Source organism: Nocardia stercoris (assembly GCF_003696265.1).
Taxonomy (GTDB): domain Bacteria; phylum Actinomycetota; class Actinomycetes; order Mycobacteriales; family Mycobacteriaceae; genus Nocardia; species Nocardia stercoris.
The window spans coordinates 38856-56256 of sequence record NZ_RFFH01000023.1 but is presented as its reverse complement, the minus strand read 5'-3'; the positions used below and the strand labels follow the sequence as shown (position 1 = coordinate 56256).

General features: G+C 68.8%; 18 protein-coding genes. 7 read left to right on the top strand and 11 right to left on the bottom strand.

What is annotated here, in order from left to right:
* Positions 1 to 204: 204 nt before the first annotated feature.
* Together EBN03_RS30965 and EBN03_RS30960 are read right to left on the bottom strand one after the other, a co-directional pair.
* On the bottom strand, positions 205 to 1089 hold the full coding sequence (locus EBN03_RS30965) for an RNA polymerase sigma factor (RefSeq protein WP_122191708.1): 885 nt from the start codon (positions 1087 to 1089) through the stop codon (positions 205 to 207).
* A gap of 260 nt (positions 1090 to 1349) precedes the next feature.
* Complete coding sequence (locus EBN03_RS30960) at positions 1350 to 2213, bottom strand: haloalkane dehalogenase (protein ID WP_122191707.1); 864 nt, start codon at positions 2211 to 2213, stop codon at positions 1350 to 1352.
* 197 nt (positions 2214 to 2410) lie between these two features.
* Here EBN03_RS30960 and EBN03_RS30955 point away from each other — a divergent pair, with 197 nt between their 5' ends.
* Positions 2411 to 2695, top strand: coding sequence for a hypothetical protein (locus EBN03_RS30955; RefSeq protein ID WP_122191706.1), 285 nt, complete (start codon positions 2411 to 2413; stop codon positions 2693 to 2695).
* Between the two features lie 159 nt (positions 2696 to 2854).
* Here the strand turns inward: EBN03_RS30955 and EBN03_RS30950 are convergent, their stop codons facing one another.
* The 5 genes from EBN03_RS30950 to EBN03_RS30930 form a co-directional block, all read right to left on the bottom strand.
* The gene (locus tag EBN03_RS30950; protein WP_122191705.1) at positions 2855 to 3241 is read right to left on the bottom strand and encodes an ADP-ribosylation/crystallin J1; all 387 of its coding nucleotides are present in this window, start codon (positions 3239 to 3241) and stop codon (positions 2855 to 2857) included.
* A gap of 171 nt (positions 3242 to 3412) precedes the next feature.
* On the bottom strand, positions 3413 to 4480 hold the full coding sequence (locus EBN03_RS30945; protein ID WP_122191704.1) for an NAD(P)H-dependent flavin oxidoreductase: 1068 nt from the start codon (positions 4478 to 4480) through the stop codon (positions 3413 to 3415).
* The gene (locus tag EBN03_RS30940) at positions 4477 to 5235 is read right to left on the bottom strand and encodes a CoA-transferase subunit beta (RefSeq protein ID WP_122191703.1); all 759 of its coding nucleotides are present in this window, start codon (positions 5233 to 5235) and stop codon (positions 4477 to 4479) included. The genes EBN03_RS30945 and EBN03_RS30940 overlap by 4 nt, the downstream gene beginning before the upstream one ends.
* On the bottom strand, positions 5232 to 6098 hold the full coding sequence (locus EBN03_RS30935) for a CoA transferase subunit A (RefSeq protein WP_122191702.1): 867 nt from the start codon (positions 6096 to 6098) through the stop codon (positions 5232 to 5234). The genes EBN03_RS30940 and EBN03_RS30935 overlap by 4 nt, the downstream gene beginning before the upstream one ends.
* 5 nt (positions 6099 to 6103) lie before the next feature.
* The gene (locus EBN03_RS30930) at positions 6104 to 6868 is read right to left on the bottom strand and encodes an enoyl-CoA hydratase family protein (RefSeq protein WP_122191701.1); all 765 of its coding nucleotides are present in this window, start codon (positions 6866 to 6868) and stop codon (positions 6104 to 6106) included.
* Between the two features lie 47 nt (positions 6869 to 6915).
* On the opposite strand from EBN03_RS30930, the gene EBN03_RS30925 reads away from it, so the two are divergent.
* The 5 genes from EBN03_RS30925 (at position 6916) to EBN03_RS30900 (ending at position 11937) form a co-directional block, all read left to right on the top strand.
* Positions 6916 to 7710 (top strand): SDR family oxidoreductase, encoded by a 795-nt coding sequence (locus EBN03_RS30925; protein ID WP_122191751.1) that lies wholly within the window; start codon positions 6916 to 6918, stop codon positions 7708 to 7710.
* A gap of 42 nt (positions 7711 to 7752) precedes the next feature.
* A complete protein-coding gene (locus EBN03_RS30920; protein WP_122191700.1) occupies positions 7753 to 8667 on the top strand; it encodes an SDR family oxidoreductase in 915 nt (304 codons plus the stop codon).
* 343 nt (positions 8668 to 9010) lie between these two features.
* Positions 9011 to 10129 carry a hypothetical protein gene (locus EBN03_RS33895; RefSeq protein WP_147471768.1) on the top strand — a complete coding sequence of 373 codons (1119 nt, stop codon included), beginning with the start codon at positions 9011 to 9013 and terminating at the stop codon, positions 10127 to 10129.
* Between the two features lie 184 nt (positions 10130 to 10313).
* On the top strand, positions 10314 to 10826 hold the full coding sequence (locus EBN03_RS30905) for an ImmA/IrrE family metallo-endopeptidase (protein ID WP_122191697.1): 513 nt from the start codon (positions 10314 to 10316) through the stop codon (positions 10824 to 10826).
* Positions 10827 to 10911: 85 nt separating this feature from the next.
* A complete protein-coding gene (locus EBN03_RS30900; protein ID WP_122191696.1) occupies positions 10912 to 11937 on the top strand; it encodes a hypothetical protein in 1026 nt (341 codons plus the stop codon).
* A gap of 259 nt (positions 11938 to 12196) precedes the next feature.
* Here EBN03_RS30900 and EBN03_RS30895 read toward each other — a convergent pair whose 3' ends face one another.
* Together EBN03_RS30895 and EBN03_RS30890 are read right to left on the bottom strand one after the other, a co-directional pair.
* The gene (locus EBN03_RS30895) at positions 12197 to 12613 is read right to left on the bottom strand and encodes a helix-turn-helix domain-containing protein (protein ID WP_011207048.1); all 417 of its coding nucleotides are present in this window, start codon (positions 12611 to 12613) and stop codon (positions 12197 to 12199) included.
* Between the two features lie 357 nt (positions 12614 to 12970).
* Positions 12971 to 14116, bottom strand: a complete 1146-nt coding sequence (locus EBN03_RS30890; RefSeq protein ID WP_122191695.1) for a steroid 3-ketoacyl-CoA thiolase — start codon at positions 14114 to 14116, stop codon at positions 12971 to 12973.
* 195 nt (positions 14117 to 14311) lie between these two features.
* Here EBN03_RS30890 and EBN03_RS30885 point away from each other — a divergent pair, with 195 nt between their 5' ends.
* Complete coding sequence (locus tag EBN03_RS30885) at positions 14312 to 15514, top strand: cytochrome P450 (protein ID WP_122191750.1); 1203 nt, start codon at positions 14312 to 14314, stop codon at positions 15512 to 15514.
* 292 nt (positions 15515 to 15806) lie between these two features.
* Here the strand turns inward: EBN03_RS30885 and EBN03_RS30880 are convergent, their stop codons facing one another.
* Both EBN03_RS30880 and EBN03_RS30875 read right to left on the bottom strand, forming a co-directional pair.
* A complete protein-coding gene (locus EBN03_RS30880) occupies positions 15807 to 16235 on the bottom strand; it encodes a nuclear transport factor 2 family protein (protein ID WP_122191694.1) in 429 nt (142 codons plus the stop codon).
* A complete protein-coding gene (locus EBN03_RS30875) occupies positions 16232 to 17389 on the bottom strand; it encodes a thiolase domain-containing protein (RefSeq protein WP_122191693.1) in 1158 nt (385 codons plus the stop codon). The genes EBN03_RS30880 and EBN03_RS30875 overlap by 4 nt, the downstream gene beginning before the upstream one ends.
* Between the last annotated feature and the right edge of the window lie 12 nt (positions 17390 to 17401).

Genomic DNA, 17401 nt, shown 5'->3' with positions numbered 1-17401 from the left:
CGAAGATTGTGCGCTCAGGCCGGTATGGCGGCCGTTTCGTGCGGCGGCGCCGCCCGCGCCGACCGGTTCTGCGACACCTGTGGACGGCTGTGGACGAATCGGGTTACCCCGGCGATCGGGAGGCAGCTCGATCGCCGGCGACCCGTCGCCGCGGTTTCGTGTTCGTCGCCGTCCGGAGGTTGCCTGTGGACGGTTGTGGATCGATCAGGCGCCGGGGTCGTCCAGCAACGGGAAGCGGCCCGAGTGCAGCAGATCCGCGATCGCCGCGACTCGTGCTTCTGGTGCCGCGTAGTCAGGGTGGGACCGGAATACCGCTGAGGCGTCGTGCAATCGGACCATCTGTTGTTCAGCCGCGGCCACCGAGCGGCCACCGGGGGTGATCCGATGCGTCGCGAACACCGTACGGTGCGGGTCGATCCGGCCCAGCGCCAGGGCCTTGTCGACGCGACGGGCGCAGCGGCAGAAGGCTTTCGGGTTCGCCAAGCCGCAGGTCGAGTTCAGGAAGTTGCCGAGGCGCTGTCGGGCCCGTTCCAGGCGCTTGCGGTAGGCGGCGGGGGTGATGTCCAGGATCCAGGCGGCCTCGGTCGAATCGAGTTCGAAGACCAGGTCCAGGACGAAGGCGATCCGGTCGTCGCGGGCCAGGCACTGCAGCATGGCCTGGCTGCAGCTGAGCCGGACCTCGTGGGTGAGCAGCTCCGCCTCCGGGCCGCGGTAATCCTGTTCCGCGAGACCGTCTTTCAGGTCTTCGCTGAACGAGTCGAGGCTGATCTGGGCCTGCTCCTGCGGGCTGCGCCGCCGCAGGTTGAGCAGGTGATTGACACCGATGCGGTACGCCCAGGTGGTCAGTTTCGCCTCGGCCCGGAAGGTGCCGAGGCTGCCGACGACCCGGAGCAGGATCTCCTGGGTGGCGTCCTCGGCGTCGGCGGGCTTACCGGTCATCCGCAGCGCCAGGCGATAGATCGGATCCTGCAGCAGCCGAACGACTTCCGTGACAGCCGCCCGGTCACCGGCGACTGCGCGCGCAACCAGATCCGCCTCCGGTGCGGATACGTCGGCGGGGTTCAGGTCGTCGGCGGGTTCGGCATCCATCGCGCCATTCTTCGGCCACAGCGGACCCGCCGCAAGTACATACCCCCAGTTCGGGGAGGTGCGCCCCGATCTCGTTGTCGGCCAAGGAATGGTCATCTGCCCCCGGACCACGGAGGTAGATGACCATTTCTCGAGAAGTGACCGGGGCTGGTGGCGCCCATGGCCAGAGCGTGCTCGGCTGTTCTGTGTCGGCGGCGGGCGGTGCGACCACGCCGAGCGTGTTCGGCGGGTCGCCCGGCGCCGCCTCGGTGGGTGTTCGGTCAAGCCTGGCCGGTCAGCTCGTGTTTGCGGATCCAGTCGGCGACGGCGGCGCCGATGGCGTCGGGCTGGTCCTCCGGCGCGTGGTGGCCCGCCGGGCCGATGGAGACGACCTCGGTTGAGGCGAAAGTGGTTGCTGCCCAGTCGATCATCTCCGGTGAGCCGAGGCCCACGCCGTTCTCGACCGCCATCACCAGCTTCGGCACCGCAGGGGACGCTGCCATCCAGCGGTCGTAGTTCTCGACGATCGCGACCACGTCGTCGGTTTCGCCGGGGAACGGGAACGCTCGCGGCCAGGCCAGCATCGGCTTGCGGGACTCGCGGGTCGGGTAGTAGGAGCGGTAGACGTCGAGGTCGGCCGGGTCCAGGTGCTTGGTCGCGTTGGGCAGGTTGAACTCGATGAACATGTTGTCGTCGAGGATCATTCGTTCCCCTTCCGGCGATCGGAACCGCCGGAACAGTTCCTGGCCCTGCGGGGGCAGGTCGCTCCATCGCAGCGGCCGCAAGAACGTCTCGATCACCGCGATCCCCCGAACCCGCTCGGGATGCCGCGCCGCCCAGTCCATTCCGAGCGCCCCACCCCAGTCGTGGCCGACGATCACGACCTGTTCCAGGCCGAGTGCGTCGAACCACGCGTCCAGATACCGCGCGTGATCGGCGAACCGGTACTCGCTGTCCGGCTTCCCCGATTCGCCCATGCCGACGAGATCCGGTGCCAGCACCCGAGTCCGGTCGCTGACATGCGGAATCACGTTGCGCCACAGGTACGAAGACGTCGGGTTGCCGTGCAGGAACACGACCGGGACGTCGCCTGTCCCGACGTCGGTGTAGTTGATGAACGAGTCGAGTACATCGATGGTGGCCATCGCCGTAGTCCTTCCGTGTGAACTGCTTACACCCGGTTGGACACGGGATCGTGGGCCGCTGTGACCCCGCATCGATGTGATGTGCATCACCTTGGTCCGGCAACATTGCCAGTTCGGCACGGCTGATGTGAACAAGTCGCATTTCGAACATTGGGGAACGGTCGAATAGCGCCCTCACCCGGCTCTATCATGCGCGCATGCTCTCTCCGCTCGTTCGCAGCACCGCAATCCTGACCGCCACCGCCGGTATCGCACTGTCCGTCGGCGCCGGTGCCGCGCTCGCCCAAACCACCACGACCACGCCGGCACCGGCCACCACCTCGACCGGGTCGGGCACTGCACTCGCGGCCCAGCTCTACCAGGTCAGCCCGCTGCTCGCGGACCTCGCCTGCATCGTCGGCGGTGAGGGTGGCAGCTACGGCATGCAAGGGCCGCTGCCAGGCACGATGCAGTGCAGCAACGGCAGCGTGGTCGCCTACTGACGACGACACCGGGCCTCGGCGGACTGCCCGCGAACGAAGCGCCACGTGCGCACGCAGGCAGCCCGCGTGCGGGGCAGGTGGCGTTCGAATCTGCCAATGCCGCTGGTACTTCGGATCGGTGACCTCGTTACGGGCGTCGAATCACGTTGTGGTGAACAGCTACCGGTGCCGGTCGGCCCGCAGGTAGTCGGCCTCCGCCGGAAACCGATGCACCACCTCGATCCGCCCGACGATGTGCGCGTTGAAGTTCGGCAGCTCCTCGGCCGGGATCCAGTATTCGAGGATCTCGCGCCCACCCACCTGCTGCACGTCGTACCCCGCGAGATAGTCGGTGTCGACCGCGAACCGGGTGACGAACCCGCAACCCGACGCCGGCACATTCCAGTCCCGCGCGATCATGATCGCGTACTCCTCGGTCAGCACCGGGTAGAAGATCGGCTGGTCGGGCAGCCGCGCCGGCCACTCCCGCCACCCCGACGCCGCAACCAGCGCCAACTCCTGCGGACCGGTGGGCCGCCACAGGATGGTCGTCTGCCGGCTCGTCATCACCCTCACTCCTTCGGTACTTCCAGCATCTGATCATCTCAGCGCGGGCAAACGGTTTTCCGCCGTGCGCCGAAACGACCGAAGGTCACCCCCGGTGCGGGGGTGACCTTCGGGTGGAGTGCGGGTGCCCACACACGCCCAGACGGTGTGTGGGCGCCTCGCTTGCCCTGCTCAGGCGCGGAGCTTGGACAGGGAGTCGATGCGTTCGACGGCTTCGGTGACGATGCGGTCGATCAGTTCGGCGACGGTGGGCAGGTCGTCGATGATGCCGGCGACCTGACCGGAGGCCAGGACGCCCGCTTGCGTATTGCCTTCGACCAGACCGGCTTTCAGCAGCATCGGGGTGTTGGCGGCCATGATGACCTGGGACCAGGTGAGGTCCTTGTGCTTGCGCATGGCCAGGCCGTCGCGGACGATGGTCGACCACTTCATGCCGGTCATGCTCTTGAACTTCAGCGCGTTTCCGGCGGCCGCGGCGAAACCGCGGTACTTCCCGGAGTGCTCCAGCTTGTTCACCAGTTCGGTGTTGAGCACGCGGTGCGGCATGCCGTCGACCCGGGTCGAGACGACGGTGTCCTGCAGGCCGCGGGACAGGTACTGCTGCTTCACGGAATCGGGCACGCTCGAGTCCTGGGTGAGCAGGAAGCGGGTACCCATCGCGACACCGGCGGCACCGTAGGACAGGGCGGCGGCCAGGCCGCGGCCGTCGAAGAAACCACCGCCGGCCACGACCGGGATGTCGACCGCGTCCAGCACCGACGGGAGCAGCAGCGTCGTCGCGACGGAACCGGTGTGGCCACCGCCCTCACCGCCCTGCACGATGACCGCGTCGGCGCCCCACGAGGCGACCTTCACCGCGTGCTTGGCCGCACCGATGGACGGCACGACGACCACGCCGTTGTCCTTCAGCCGCGCGATGAGCTCCTTCTTCGGGGCCAGCGCGAACGAGGCCACCTTGACGCCCTCGCGGATCATCAGCTCGCAGCGCTCGGCCGCGTCGGAGCCGTCGGCGCGGATGTTCACGCCGAACGGCTTGTCGGTCTTGGCCTTCGTCTTCGCGATCGCGACCTCGAGTTCCTCGAAGGTCATGGTCGCCGAGGCCAGGATGCCCAGCCCGCCCGCGTTCGCGGTGGCCGCGACCAGGCCCGGGCCGGCGACCCAGCCCATCCCGGTCTGCACGATCGGGTGCTCGATGCCGACCAGCTCGGTCAGCGGCGTCCGCAGCTGCTGTGCGGTCATGCTTGAACCTCCTTCTCGCGGAATCCCTTCGGGTCCAGGACGGTCCGGATGATGGTGAGCTCTTCCTCGGTCGGCAGCCGGGTCTCGCCCGCCTCGGCCAGACCGGCGACCTCGAAGGAGGTGTTCTCCGCGACCTCGTCGGCGCTCACGCCCGGGTGCAGCGACAGCGCGCGCAGGGTGTGGTCGGGGCCGCCGAAGTCGAACACGCCCAGGTTGGACACCACGCGGTGCAGGTGGTGGAACCGGTAGGCCGGGTTCGCGGGATCGATCTTGTCGTAACCGATGCCGGAGACCACGTCGACGGTGTCGGTGAACACCCGCTTGTTGTGCTTGGGCACGAAGTAGCTGGTCGCGTGGTTGATGGTGTTGCCCGGGGCGCCGCGCACACCGAACATCTGCCGGGTCGGCTGCTGCAGCGGGCCGAAGGCGGACAGGTTCTGGTTGCCGTAACGGTCGAGCTGGTTGGCGCCCATGACCACGTGCCGGCGGCCGGAGTTCACCACGTCGAAGACCTTGGAGAACGGGATCCAGCCCTCGATCGGGGCCTTGCCGCCGATCGGCGGGACCTGGGCGAAGAACAGCGCCTCACCGTCGGAGAGCAGCAAGTCGGGCTCGAAGGTGAGCCGCGCCAGCCGGGCGCCGATGGTGGTGACGGTGGACATGGGGGAGGCCATGATCTCGCCGGCGCCGCGGAAGATCTCGGCGGACGCGACGACGCAGACCTCGGCGCGGGTGATGGTGCTGGTGTCGGTCACTTCTGCTCCTCGGCGAAAGCCTTGACGGCGCTCTGGTATTCGGCCTCGGACACGTCCAGGTAGCGGGCCTTGAACTCGGCCCACGACTCGGGAGTCTTCGCGGCCTCGACGTAGTGGCGCTGGAACTTCTCGTCGCGGCCGTAGCCGCCGGCGAAGGTGAAGTGCGCGCCGCCGGGGGCCTCGACCACACCGTCGACCATCATGCGGTTCAGCAGCAGCGACTGCGTGGGAACGGCTTTCACCAGTTCCTCGGTCTCGACCAGGCGGTCCACCGACAGGTAGCGCTTCTCGGCCGACAGCATGTACAGGTCGTCGAAGTACGGGTCGACGCCGGTGTAGGCGGCGTTGCCGTGCTTGTCGCCCAGGTCCAGGTGCACGAACGCCGCGTCCAGGTTCAGGGCGGGCATGGCGACCAGGGTCTCGCCGTCGGAGTAGGGCGACTGAACGGTCTTCAGCTCGCCCTCCCAGAAGTTCATCACGTCCGAGCCCAGGCCCGCGCGGATCGGCAGGAACGGCAGCCGGGCGGCGGCGGCCTGCAGACCGCACTTGACCATGCCCTCGTCCATCTCACGCACGGTGATCGCGCCCTCGGTGCGCGCCTTGGCGAACCACGGGTCGTAGAACGGCGCCGAGTCCAGGGACACGAAGCCGTAGTAGGCCTTGCGGACCTTGCCGGCCGAGCACAGCAGGCCGAGGTCCGGGCCGCCGTAGGTGACGACGGTCAGGTCGGTGACGTCGGAGCGCAGCAGGGCGCGCACGAACGCCATCGGCTTGCGGCGCGAACCCCAGCCGCCGAGGCCGATGGTCATTCCGCTGCGGAGCTCGCCGACGACCTCGTCGAGGCTCATTCGCTTGTCGCGCATGGCTTTTACTTCCCCTTCTTCTGGGCCGCGAGGTCGTCGTCGAAGCGCGCGCGGATCTCGTCGGCGACGCCCGCGAGGTTGAGCTCCATGGTGAAGCCCTGCTCGAAGCGGTAGGAGCGGTGCACGTCCTGCACGTCGATGCCGTTGAGCGCCTTCTTGGCGGCCCGGATGACTCGGCCGTCCTTGTTCGCGATGTTCTCGGCCACCTCCATGGCGGCCTTGTCGAGTTCGTCGCGCGGCACGACCTTGTACACCGAGCCGTAGTGGTGCAGCTGCTGCGCGGTGAGGGTGCCGGCGGTGTAGAACATGGTCCGCATCAGGTGCTGCGGGACCAGGCGGGCCAGGTGGGTGGCGGCGCCGAGGGCGCCACGGTCTACCTCGGGGAGGCCGAAGGTCGCGTCGTCGGAGGCGACGATGACGTCGGAGTTGCCGACCAGGCCGATGCCGCCGCCGAGGCAGAAGCCGTTCACGGCGGTGACGACCGGGACCTCGCAGTCGTAGACGGCGGCGAACGCGGCGAAGCAGCCGTGGTTGGCGCGGATGAGGGCGGTGTGGCCGGTGTCCGCGTTCATCTCCTTGATGTCCACGCCGGCGTTGAAGCCGCGGCCTTCGGCGCGCAGCACGACGACCTTGGTGTCCTGGTCGCGGCCGGCGTCGCGTACGGCGTCGGCCAGTGCGAACCAGCCGGCCGACGGAATGGCGTTGACCGGTGCGTAGTCGACGGTTACGACCTCGATACCGGCGCCCGCGGAATGTCGATTGATCCCCATGACCGTCCGTTCTAGAAAAACAAGCAAGTGCTTGGTAGGTTAGCATGATGGCGCTTCAAGTGGACCTATCCGGAACCGTTGTTCTCATCACCGGCGGTGTACGCGGTGTCGGTGCCGGCATTACGCGGGTGTTCCTGCAGGCCGGCGCCACCGTCGTCACCTGTGCCCGCCGCGACCCCGGCGCACCCGTGGAGTTCGAGGGCCGGACCGCGGAATTCCTGCCCTGCGACGTGCGCGACAGCGCCGCGGTCACCGAACTGATCGACACCATCGTCGCCCGGCACGGCCGCCTCGACACCCTGATCAACAACGCCGGTGGCGCGCCCTACGCGCTGGCCGCCGACGCCAGCCCGCGCTTCCACTCGAAGATCGTCGAGCTGAACCTGCTCGCCCCGCTGCTGCTGTCGCAGGCCGCCAACGCGGTCATGCAGCAGCAGGCCGAGGGCGGCTCGATCGTGATGATCTCCAGCGTCTCCGGCGGCCGCCCGTCGCCGGGCACCGCGGCCTACGGCGCCGCCAAGGCGGGCCTGGACAACCTGGCCGGCACGCTCGCCGTCGAATGGTCGCCGCGCGTGCGGGTCAACACGGTCGCGGTCGGCCCGGTACGCACCGAATCCAGCGAACTGCACTACGGCGACGAGGCCGGCATCGCCGCGGTCGGCGCCACCATCCCGCTGGGCCGGATGGCCGAACCCGTCGACGTCGGGCAGGCCGCCGCCTTCCTGGCATCTCCGCTCGCCGCCTACATCAGCGGTGCCACGCTGCTGGTCCACGGCGGTGGGGAACGGCCCGCGTTCCTGGACGCGGCGAACGTCGACCACAACGCCGCGGCCGCCAACTGAACAGCCGAAATACACGGCCTCACAACAAGAAACGAGACAGACATGAGTGACAACGCCCTGCTGTGCGCCGGCCGCACCGTGATCGTGACCGGCGCCGGACGCGGCATCGGCCGCGAGCACGCCCTCGCCTTCGCCGCCGCCGGGGCCAACGTCGTGGTGAACGACCTCGGCGTCGCCCTCGACGGCGTGGACGGCGGCGAGACCCCCGCCGAGCAGGTGGTGGCCGAGATCGTCGCGGCCGGCGGCAAGGCCGTCGTCAACACCGACGACATCGCCGACTGGAACGGCGCGCAGCGCTTGGTCGAGCAGGCCGTCTCCACCTTCGGTGGCCTCGACGTGCTGGTCAACAACGCCGGTTTCGTGCGCGACCGCATGGTCGTCAACATTCAGGAAGACGAGTGGGACGCGGTCATCCGCGTGCACCTCAAGGGCCACGCCGCCACCATGAAGCACGCCTCCGCCTACTGGCGCGGTGAGCACAAGGCCGGCCGCCCGGTCGACGCCCGCATCATCAACACCAGCTCCGGCGCCGGCCTGCAGGGCAGCGTCGGCCAGGCCGCCTACGCCGCCGCCAAGGCCGGTATCGCGGCACTGTCGCTGACCGCGGCCGCCGAGCTGGCCCGCTACGACATCACCGTCAACGCCATCGCGCCGGTCGCCCGCACCCGCATGACCGAGACCGTCTTCGCCGCCGACATGGCCGCGCCGGTCGACGGTTTCGACGCCAAGGCGCCGGGCAACGTCTCCCCGCTGGTCGTGTGGCTGGGCAGCACCGACTCCGCCGGTGTCACCGGCCGGATGTTCGAGGTCGAGGGCGGCATGGTCACGATCGCCGACGGCTGGCGCCACGGCGTCTCGGTCGACAACGGCGCCCGCTGGGAGCCGGCCAAGCTCGGCGTCGCCGTCCGCGACCTGCTGGCCCGCGCCACCCCGCCGGAGCCCGTCTTCGGCGCGTAGGAATCACTGCGCCGCAACAGGTGCCGCTCGGGAGACGTCCCGAGCGGCACCTCGCGTTTCGGGGGTTCCGGTTGCGGGTGCGCTCGCGCCGGGAGGAGCGGGCGCAGCGGTGAGGTGGGCAAATGTGGGGTGGGGGTGGGTGAATTCGGGTTTTCGGTAGGGTGACCGGGCGGTTCCGTTATCAGTAAACGGCTCGTAAAGTGATGTGCGTCACGCGATCTCGGGCTGCGAGCTAATTTTCGGCAGCTATGATGATCGCGATCCGATGAACTGAGCTGGGCCGTCGGATATCGGCGCAGCGGGTGGAGCTGCGCGGCCGGATACCCGAGGGGAAGGCAGGCGCATGGCCGGACGGCGCTGGATGCGCGTGGTTGCGGTGGCCGGGATCGTGTCCGGCTACGGGCTGCTCGCTCCCGCATTCGCCTTCGCGCACCCGGGTAACGACGGTTGCGCGCATTGCTCGCCCGGTGGTTCGGACGACCGGCAGGCCGGCGGACCGCGCGGACACCTCGGCGCGGACGTCCCGGGTCGCGAAGATCGTTCCGGCCGAACAGGTTCGCCCCATCTGCCGGTCCCCGCGCGGGGACCGCACCCGGGCCGTGCCGACGCCGGTGACGGGTCCGACGGCGGCGATTCCGGTGCGCCGTACCCGATTCCGCTGCGCATTCCGGGTGACACGTCGGTACCGGGGCGCGGTTCCGCCCCCGGCGACGACGCGGACGCCGGTGACCGGCCGGACTCGGGCTCGGGTGAACGGCCGGCTCGGGGCGTGCCCGGTGAACATCCGGCCGGCCTGCTCGACCTGCTGCTCGGCACCGGTTCCGCGGGTCTCGGCTCCTCGATCGTTCCAGGCTCGGCCGGAATCGGTTCCGCCGCAGCGGGTTCCGCTGGGGCAGGCTCCGCCGCGGCCGGCTCCGCGGCCACAGGTTCCGCCGCGCTGGGCGTGGGGGCCCTCGGCTCGGCGGGTGTCGGCTCGGCGGTCGGCACCACCGGGTCCGTGGTCGGCGGAACGGGTTCCGCGGTGGGCGGCGCCGGGTCCGCCGTATTGGGCAGTGCCGCAGTAGGTTCGGCGGCGCCCTGGCTGCTGCTCCTGCTGCTGCGCCCCCCGCCGGTTCCCGCGATGCCGGCCCCGCCACCGCTGCCCGTGATCGCGGCACCGCCACTGCCGGCGATCCCGGTCCTCGCCCCGCCGCCGGCCCTGGCACCGCCACCGCCACCGCCGCCACCGCCGCCGCCCGCCGTGGCGCCGCCACCGGTGCTCGCGCAGCCCCCGAACCCGCAGATCCGGCCCACCTCCGACAGCAGCCCGCTGCTGCCCGCCGACCTGCTGACCGTGGTCGGCGGCATCGCCGCAATGGCTTTGGCCGCAGCCGGTTCCGGTGTCGTCAGCTTCCAGAGCGCGTCCGCGGCGCAAGCCCGCGTCGACGCCGCCCGCGCCGCCTTCTTCGGACCGCGCCCGTGAGGCGGATGAGATCGGCCGAGGCGATTCGGCTGCGTGTCGAGCGGCGGATGCCAGGTTCGGCACTGTGCAGGGCAATTCGGCTGCGCGTCGAGCGGCGGAGCCCGGGTTCGGCACGGTCCCGGCAGATTCGGCCGCGTTCGACGAGACCGGGCTCGCAGCAGCGCACCGTAGGCAGGAGGCGACGATGACCGAGAGCAGGATTCAGGGTCACCGGTCGTACCGCAGGGTCGCCGCCGCGGTCGACGCGGTCTGCGCCGTGGCCGGTGATTTCGACGCCACCACGCTCGACGAGGTGGTGCTCGCGATCTCCGCGGAGCGGCGACGGCCGATCGAGATCGCCAGTGCCCAGCTGGGTCCCGGCGTGTGCGGTCAGCGCCGCAGTTATCCGGAGAAGGATGTGATCGTGCTCGCGCAGGCGCTGCCGTCGCGCGAGCACACGCTGGCGCACGAGCTGGGCCACATCGTCTTCGACCATCCCGGCGAGGCGGCGGCCGACGTGGTGCTCGAGGCCAGTGACGATCTGATCGCCTACATGCTCAGCCAGCGTTCGCACCAGCAGATCGTGGATCTCGGAGAGGACGAACGCGCTGAGTGGGAGGCGGAGACGTTCGCCAGCATGCTGATGACCCGCCTGCGGGTGTTCCACAGCCGGGGCGCCGGAGTCTCGGTGCTGCGATTCGACGAAGCGCTCGGATGATGTCCCACGGGTTGGGGGCACGCGTGGCGGCGGCACCCGCGGTCGAAGCGGCGCCGGTGGGAAGACAGAGAGAGGAAGCACTGCCGTGACCTTCTGGCTTGTCGCACTGGTGATCTGGATGGCGGCCGGCGCGCGCGTCGGCCGGGTCCTGGTCAAACCGGCGACCACTGCCCGCACCGCCATCGTGGTGGCGGTGGCGGCCGTGGCCACCGCGGCGACGGTCGCTATCCCGGAGGTCGGCCTGGCCGTGGATCACCTGTACGGCAAGGGAATCGGCGGCGTGATGGTCGCCGACCGGGTGGTCACCTCGGCGTGGGTGCTGTTCGGTACGGCCACCTCGGTGGTCGCCGCGGCGGCCTGGCCGATCGTGTCGCGCCGCAATCTCGGCCAGATCGCGCGGCTGATCTACGGCACCGGTCTGACCGCGATCCTGGTGACCATGGCCTGGTCACTGATCTTCGGCTGGGTGATGGTGGCTTTCAGCTGTGTGTTCATCGCGATCACTGGTGCGCGCCACCTGGATTGGACCGCACTGGGCCGCGGGATCGCGCTCTACACCACCGGGACCGTGGTGGTGGCCGGGCTGGCGGTGGCCTCGATCCGGCAAATCCTGGTGGGGGAGGAGCAGGCTCGGCCTGCGGATCCGGGCTGGTTCTGGCCGGTGTGGCAGGTGGCGGCGCTGCTGATCGCGCTCGGCGCGGTGTGGATCGTGATCGAGCTGTGGGTGCGGGCCCGCCTGCTGCTGCGGCGAATTCGTGGCCTGCACAAGACCATGCTGGAACGGTTCCCCGAGGTGATGGCCCACGAGTCGGGTGGTACCGCGACGCAGCTGAAGGCGTCGGATCAGATCGCGCAGATCATGGACGCGCTGTATCTGCAGTCCGGTGGCGGTGTGGAGCTGGCCGCGGCCGGTGTGCCGCCGGAGTCGGTGCCGGAGCGGGCGAACCGGGTGGCGCGGTGGGCGCACAATCCGCTCGGTGAGCTGGTGATCGACGCCCGGTGGATCTCACCGCCCGAGGGCGTGAGTCCGCGCGGCTGGGTGCAGGCGATCGCGCGGGAGTTCGAGGTGTGCCGGGCATCCGAGCCGGCTCGAGCCGCGGCGGGTCGGTGACGCGACTGCGCGGGCATTCTGGTGCGCGCTGGGTCACATCTGCCGGGCGTTCGCCCGATTCGGGCGAATTGTGGCCCGGGTCATGATGTGTCATCGAAGCGTGAACCGAGCATTGCCGGCGCACGAACGGGCGGTGACGAGGATCGAACCGCCCCAGCCCCCTACTCGGCCGCGGCCCTACGGTCGGCTCGCTCCACGCCCGGATACGAAAGATGGTGCGGTCCCGAGTGACCGCACCACGTACCCCCTCGCGCCCCTGCTATTCGGTTCCGTCCGGCGGGATCTCGGGCAGCCCCTCGCTCGCCCGCAGCTTCTCGGCCATCGAGGTGAGGAGGTTCTGCGATTCCTCCGACAGATCGAACGCCCGACTCGACAACCGACGCAGTCCGTAGCCCTGCAGCTGGGACAGCAGCTCGAGATCGTGATCGATCTTGGCCGCGTAGATGTCGTTGAAGAAGTAGTCAGGCTTGACCTTGAAGAACTTCGCCAGAGCGGCCACCGTCTCGTCGGACGGATTCGTCCGCTGTCCCGACCGCAACTGCGAGAGATACGGTTTGGAGATCGGATGACCGGAGGCCGTCAGCGCAGCTGCGACCTCGGCGTTGGTGTGCGGCTTCCGCCCGGGGGGATGCACCGTTTCGAACAGCTTGTTCAGCCGCGCCGCAAAATCAGCCATTGTGAGCCGCCCAATTCCCTTCGCTGTACTACAGACGTTATCTCGGATACGTATCATTGATATTAGCGGCTAAGTAACTGAAAACCTACGCCTGTTTCGCAATTTCCTAACTGCCTCCGGTCGACACGTCCGAGTCCCTGTGACCGATGTGACGTTTGCGGGTCACCGTGATGACCGCTGGTACACCTACGTCACACCGGATTCTAGCTTGTCGGAAGGGCGTACGGGTTCAAACCGGCAGTAACTTGAAGGTAGCTGACCCGGTGAGAAGTCATCTGTACACGACATTGTGTGTCGTACGCCACTTCCGAACAGCAGTGAGATGAATGTTCAACTCGGCCGTAAACTCAGATGTACTTACATCCGCTCGATCACGGTGCCGGTCGCAAGTGCGCCACCGGCGCACATGAGGATCATTCCGACCGATTTGTCGGAACGCTCGAGTTCGTGCAGGGCGGTGGTGATAAGCCGCGCGCCGGTGCTGCCGACCGGATGTCCGAGTGCGATTGCGCCACCGTTCACATTCACCCGGCTCATGTCCGGGTTGTGAACCTTGGCCCAGGACAAGGGAACTGCCGCGAATGCCTCGTTGATCTCGAAGATGTCGATGTCCGACATGCTCATTCCGGTCTTCTCCAGCAAGCGGGTGGTCGCCTGGACCGGGCCGTCGAGGTGGAATTCCGGCTCGGCGCCGACCACGCACTGCGCGACGATGCGCGCCCGCGGGCGCAGGCCGTTGCGCTCGGCGACCTCGGAGTCCATCAGCAGTACCGCGGCGGCACCGTCGGAGATCTGCGAAGACGTTCCGGCCGTGTGCAATCCGCCCTCGGCGACCGAGCGCAGCTTCGCCAGGCCCTCGAGCGTGGTCTCGCGCAGACCCTGGTCGCGGGTGACGTCCATGATCTGGCCCTCGAATTCGGCCTTCACCGGGATGATTTCGCGGTCGAAGCGGCCCTCGGCCCACGCGGCCGCGGCCTTGGCCTGGGACTCGACACCGAACTGGTCCAGGTCGGTGCGGGTCAGGCCGCGCCGCTTCGCGATCCGCTCGGCGGCACCGAACTGGTCGGGCAGGTCGATCTTCCAGCTGGCCGGGCGGCGCGGGCCGGCCACCTCGGGGTTGAGGTTGGCGCCCAGCGGCACGTGGCTCATCAGTTCCACGCCGCAGGACATGCCGACCTCGATGGCGCCGATGTTGATCAGGCCCGCGATCAGGTGGGTGGCCTGCTGGGCCGAACCGCACTGGGTGTCGATGGTGCTCGCCGCGGTCTGCCACGGCAGGCCCGCGTGCAGCCACGCGGTCCGGGCGACGTTGTTGGACTGCTCGCCGGCCTGGGTGACGCAGCCGCCGATGACCTGCTCGACCAGGGCGGGGTCGAGCTCGGCCCGCTCGAGCACGCCGCGCTGGGCGAGACCGAGCAGCTCGGCCGCGTGCAGACCCGACAGCCAGCCGTTTCGCTTGGCGATGGGTGTGCGGACGGCCTCGACGATGACCGGTGTACCCATGATTCTCCTTAGAATTGAAACAAGTTCTCCCTGTCACGGGCGGTAGATGGCCATACTCTTCACTGGCAGCCCCGCCCGTGCTTCAATAAGTGTAGAACGTGTTCCAGTTTTTCGAAGGGAGCTTCCGTGGCTCAAGTCCATGCCTCATGTCCGATCGACGGCTTGCCGGACGGCTTCGATTCGACCGACCCCGTCATGTGGCGCGAGGGGATCCCGGTAGAAGAGTTGGCCAAGATCCGCCGGCAGTCCCCGGTCTGGTGGAACGCCCAGTCCGGTACGTCCGGCGGCTTCCACGACGGCGGCTTCTGGCTGATCACGAAGCACGCCGATGTCAAGGACGTCTCGCTGCGCAGCGAGATCTTCTCGAGTCACGAGAACACCGCCATCCCGCGGTTCCAGGACGACATCCAGCGCGAGCAGATCGACATGCAGCGCATCCTGATGCTCAACAAGGACGCCCCGGAGCACACCGTGCTGCGCAAGCTGATCTCGAAGGGCTTCACACCCCGCGTGGTCAACGGTCTGCGCGCCGAGCTGCTCGAGCGCGCCGAGTCCATCGTGGCCGCCGCCAAGGAGGCCGGCCACGGCGACTTCGTCACCAACGTCGCGGCCGAGCTGCCGCTGCAGGCCATCGCCGCGCTGATCGGTGTGCCGCAGGAAGACCGCGGCAAGCTCTTCCAGTGGTCCAACGACATGACCGGTTACGACGACCCGGACAGCACCGCCGACCCGCTGGTCGCCACCACCGAGATCCTCGGCTACGCGTACCAGATGGCCGAGGCCCGCAAGGCCAACCCGGAGACCGACATCGCCACCGCGCTGGTCAACGCCGACGTCAACGGTGAATCGCTGACCTCGGAGGAGTTCGGCTTCTTCGTGATCCTGCTGGCCGTGGCCGGCAACGAGACCACGCGCAACGCCATCACCCAGGGCATGATGGCCTTCATGGAGCACCCCGACCAGTGGGAGATCTACAAGGAGCAGCGCCCCAAGACCGCCGCCGACGAGATCATCCGCTGGGCCACCCCGGTGAGCGCCTTCCAGCGCACCGCCTTGGAGGACACCGAGGTCGGTGGTGTGCAGATCAAGAAGGGCGACCGGGTGGTCATGAACTACCGCGCCGCCAACTTCGACGAGGACGTGTTCACCGACCCGCTGAAGTTCGACATCCTGCGTGACCCGAACCCGCACCTGTCCTTCGGCGGCACCGGCGCGCACTACTGCATCGGCGCCAACCTGGCCCGCATGGAGATCGACCTGATCTTCAACGCGATCGCCGACCACCTGCCGAACATCACCGCGATCGGCGACCCGCGCCGGCTGCAGTCCGGCTGGCTGAACGCCATCAAGGAATACCCGATGGACTTCACCGGCAACGGCTGCCCGGTCAAGCACTAGTCACTACCTGACGCAGGCCCCAGCGTGGTGCGCGCCGGGCCGGTGCGCCGGTCGGCGAGTCCGACCGCCGTGCGCCGCGCCGGCCGCCGCCGACGCTGAAAGTTCGTGGCACACGCGAGAACCGGTGTGCCCGGCGAAAATCCGTGCGAGGAGCCGCTCCCCACGAGGGTGCGGCTTCTCGCACGTCTTCGTCCGCCCACCGTCGTTTTCGCCGCGCCGAATTCGACCGGCGGGTGAAACGGAAATCGCCGCCCCCGAATTTCGAGGGCGGCGAATTTCGTTGCGGTGGAATCTATTCCACGGTCGCTTTTTCGTCGGGCCGGAACGTGGCCATGGCCCGCTCCAGTTCCCAGAACGCGCGCAGCGCGAGGATCTTGCCGTCGGCGTCCACCTTGTAGGTGAACACGCCCTCGGCGTCGATCAGCTGACCGCCCATGTGGGTCCGGATCAGCCCGGTGAAGGCGACCTCGGACCCGCAGGCGAACTTGTCGCCGAACAGGAACTCGATCTCCGTGGTGGGCGCGATCGCCTTGTCCCAGAACGCGCCGATCGCCTCCCGGCCCTGATGGCCGACACCCTCCGGGTCGAAGGGGGAGGGGCCGATCGGGTCCTCGACCTTGCCGTCCGCGGCGAACAGGTCCAGCCACGCGTCCTTGTTCCGCGCCCGCACGGCCTGCTGCGAGGCGAGTCCCGCCACCACGGCCGGATGTTCGCCGCTCACGGCTTCTCGCTCCCCACGACCCACATCGAGAAGTACTGCGACCCACCGCCGTACGCGTGCCCGAAGGCCTTGCGCGCACCGTCGACCTGATGGTCCTCGGCGCGGCCCATGACCTGCCGGGCCGACTCGGCGATCCGGATCATGCCGGAGGCGCCGATCGGGTTCGAGCACAGCACGCCGCCCGACGGGTTCACCGGCAGCCGGCCATCGGGAGCGGTCTCCCCGGCCTCGGTGAGCTTCCAGCCCTCGTGCTCCGCGGCGAAGCCGAGGTTCTCCAGCCACATCGGCTCGAACCACGAGAACGGCACGTAGATCTCGGCCGCGTCGATCTCGGTGAACGGGTCGGTGATCCCGGCCTGCTTCCACAGCGCGGCGGCGGCGTCCCGGCCGGCCTGCGGGCTCACCTGGTCGCGGCCGGAGTAGGCCAGCGGCTCGGTGCGCATCGCGGTGGCGTGCACCCAGGCCACCTGGCCGGGGGACTTGGCCGCCGCGTCCTCGTCGCCGAGGACGATGGCGCAGGCGCCGTCGGAGGACGGGCAGGTCTCGTCGAACCGGATCGGGTCCCACAGCATCTGCGACTTCATCACCGATTCCACGGTGATGTCGGGCTGATGCAGGTGGGCCATCGGGTTGCGGGCACCGGCGCGCCGGTCCTTCACCGCGACCATGGCGCCGATGTGCGTGGGCGCACCGGACTTGTGGATGTAGGACCGCACGTGCGGGGCGAAGTAACCGCCCGCGCCCGCGCCGACCGGCATGGTGAACGGCACCGGATTCGACAGTGCCCACATGGCATTGGATTCCGACTGCTTCTCCCACGCCACGGCCAGCACGCGGCCGTACACGCCGCCCTGCACCATGTTGGCGGCGACGATACCGGTGGACGCGCCGACCGAACCGGCGGTGTGCACGCGCAGCATCGGCTTGCCGGTGGCGCCGATCGAGTCGGCGAGGAACAGCTCCGGCATCATGACGCCCTCGAAGAGGTCGGGCGCCTTACCGACCACGACGGCGTCGATGTCGGCCATGGTCAGCCCGGAATCGATCAGCGCGCGGTCGATCGCCTCGCGGATCATGCCGGCCATCGACACGTCGGTGCGTTTCGTCACGTGATGTGTCTGTCCGGTGCCCAGCACCGCTACACGACGACTCATGACTGCGCCTCG

Excerpts from the sequence above, each read along its gene's own strand:
- EBN03_RS30875 (WP_122191693.1), bottom strand. The coding sequence starts at position 17,389 with ATGAGTCGTCGTGTAGCGGTGCTGGGCACCGGACAGACACATCACGTG.
- EBN03_RS30920 (WP_122191700.1), top strand. The coding sequence starts at position 7,753 with ATGAGTGACAACGCCCTGCTGTGCGCCGGCCGCACCGTGATCGTGACC.
- EBN03_RS30945 (WP_122191704.1), bottom strand. The coding sequence starts at position 4,480 with ATGACCGCACAGCAGCTGCGGACGCCGCTGACCGAGCTGGTCGGCATC.
- EBN03_RS30950 (WP_122191705.1), bottom strand. The coding sequence starts at position 3,241 with ATGACGAGCCGGCAGACGACCATCCTGTGGCGGCCCACCGGTCCGCAG.
- EBN03_RS30895 (WP_011207048.1), bottom strand. The coding sequence starts at position 12,613 with ATGGCTGATTTTGCGGCGCGGCTGAACAAGCTGTTCGAAACGGTGCAT.
- EBN03_RS33895 (WP_147471768.1), top strand. The coding sequence starts at position 9,011 with ATGGCCGGACGGCGCTGGATGCGCGTGGTTGCGGTGGCCGGGATCGTG.
- EBN03_RS30890 (WP_122191695.1), bottom strand. The coding sequence starts at position 14,116 with ATGGGTACACCGGTCATCGTCGAGGCCGTCCGCACACCCATCGCCAAG.
- EBN03_RS30905 (WP_122191697.1), top strand. The coding sequence starts at position 10,314 with ATGACCGAGAGCAGGATTCAGGGTCACCGGTCGTACCGCAGGGTCGCC.
- EBN03_RS30925 (WP_122191751.1), top strand. The coding sequence starts at position 6,916 with ATGGCGCTTCAAGTGGACCTATCCGGAACCGTTGTTCTCATCACCGGC.
- EBN03_RS30955 (WP_122191706.1), top strand. The coding sequence starts at position 2,411 with ATGCTCTCTCCGCTCGTTCGCAGCACCGCAATCCTGACCGCCACCGCC.
- EBN03_RS30935 (WP_122191702.1), bottom strand. The coding sequence starts at position 6,098 with ATGCGCGACAAGCGAATGAGCCTCGACGAGGTCGTCGGCGAGCTCCGC.
- EBN03_RS30965 (WP_122191708.1), bottom strand. The coding sequence starts at position 1,089 with ATGGATGCCGAACCCGCCGACGACCTGAACCCCGCCGACGTATCCGCA.
- EBN03_RS30960 (WP_122191707.1), bottom strand. The coding sequence starts at position 2,213 with ATGGCCACCATCGATGTACTCGACTCGTTCATCAACTACACCGACGTC.
- EBN03_RS30930 (WP_122191701.1), bottom strand. The coding sequence starts at position 6,868 with ATGGGGATCAATCGACATTCCGCGGGCGCCGGTATCGAGGTCGTAACC.
- EBN03_RS30885 (WP_122191750.1), top strand. The coding sequence starts at position 14,312 with ATGTGGCGCGAGGGGATCCCGGTAGAAGAGTTGGCCAAGATCCGCCGG.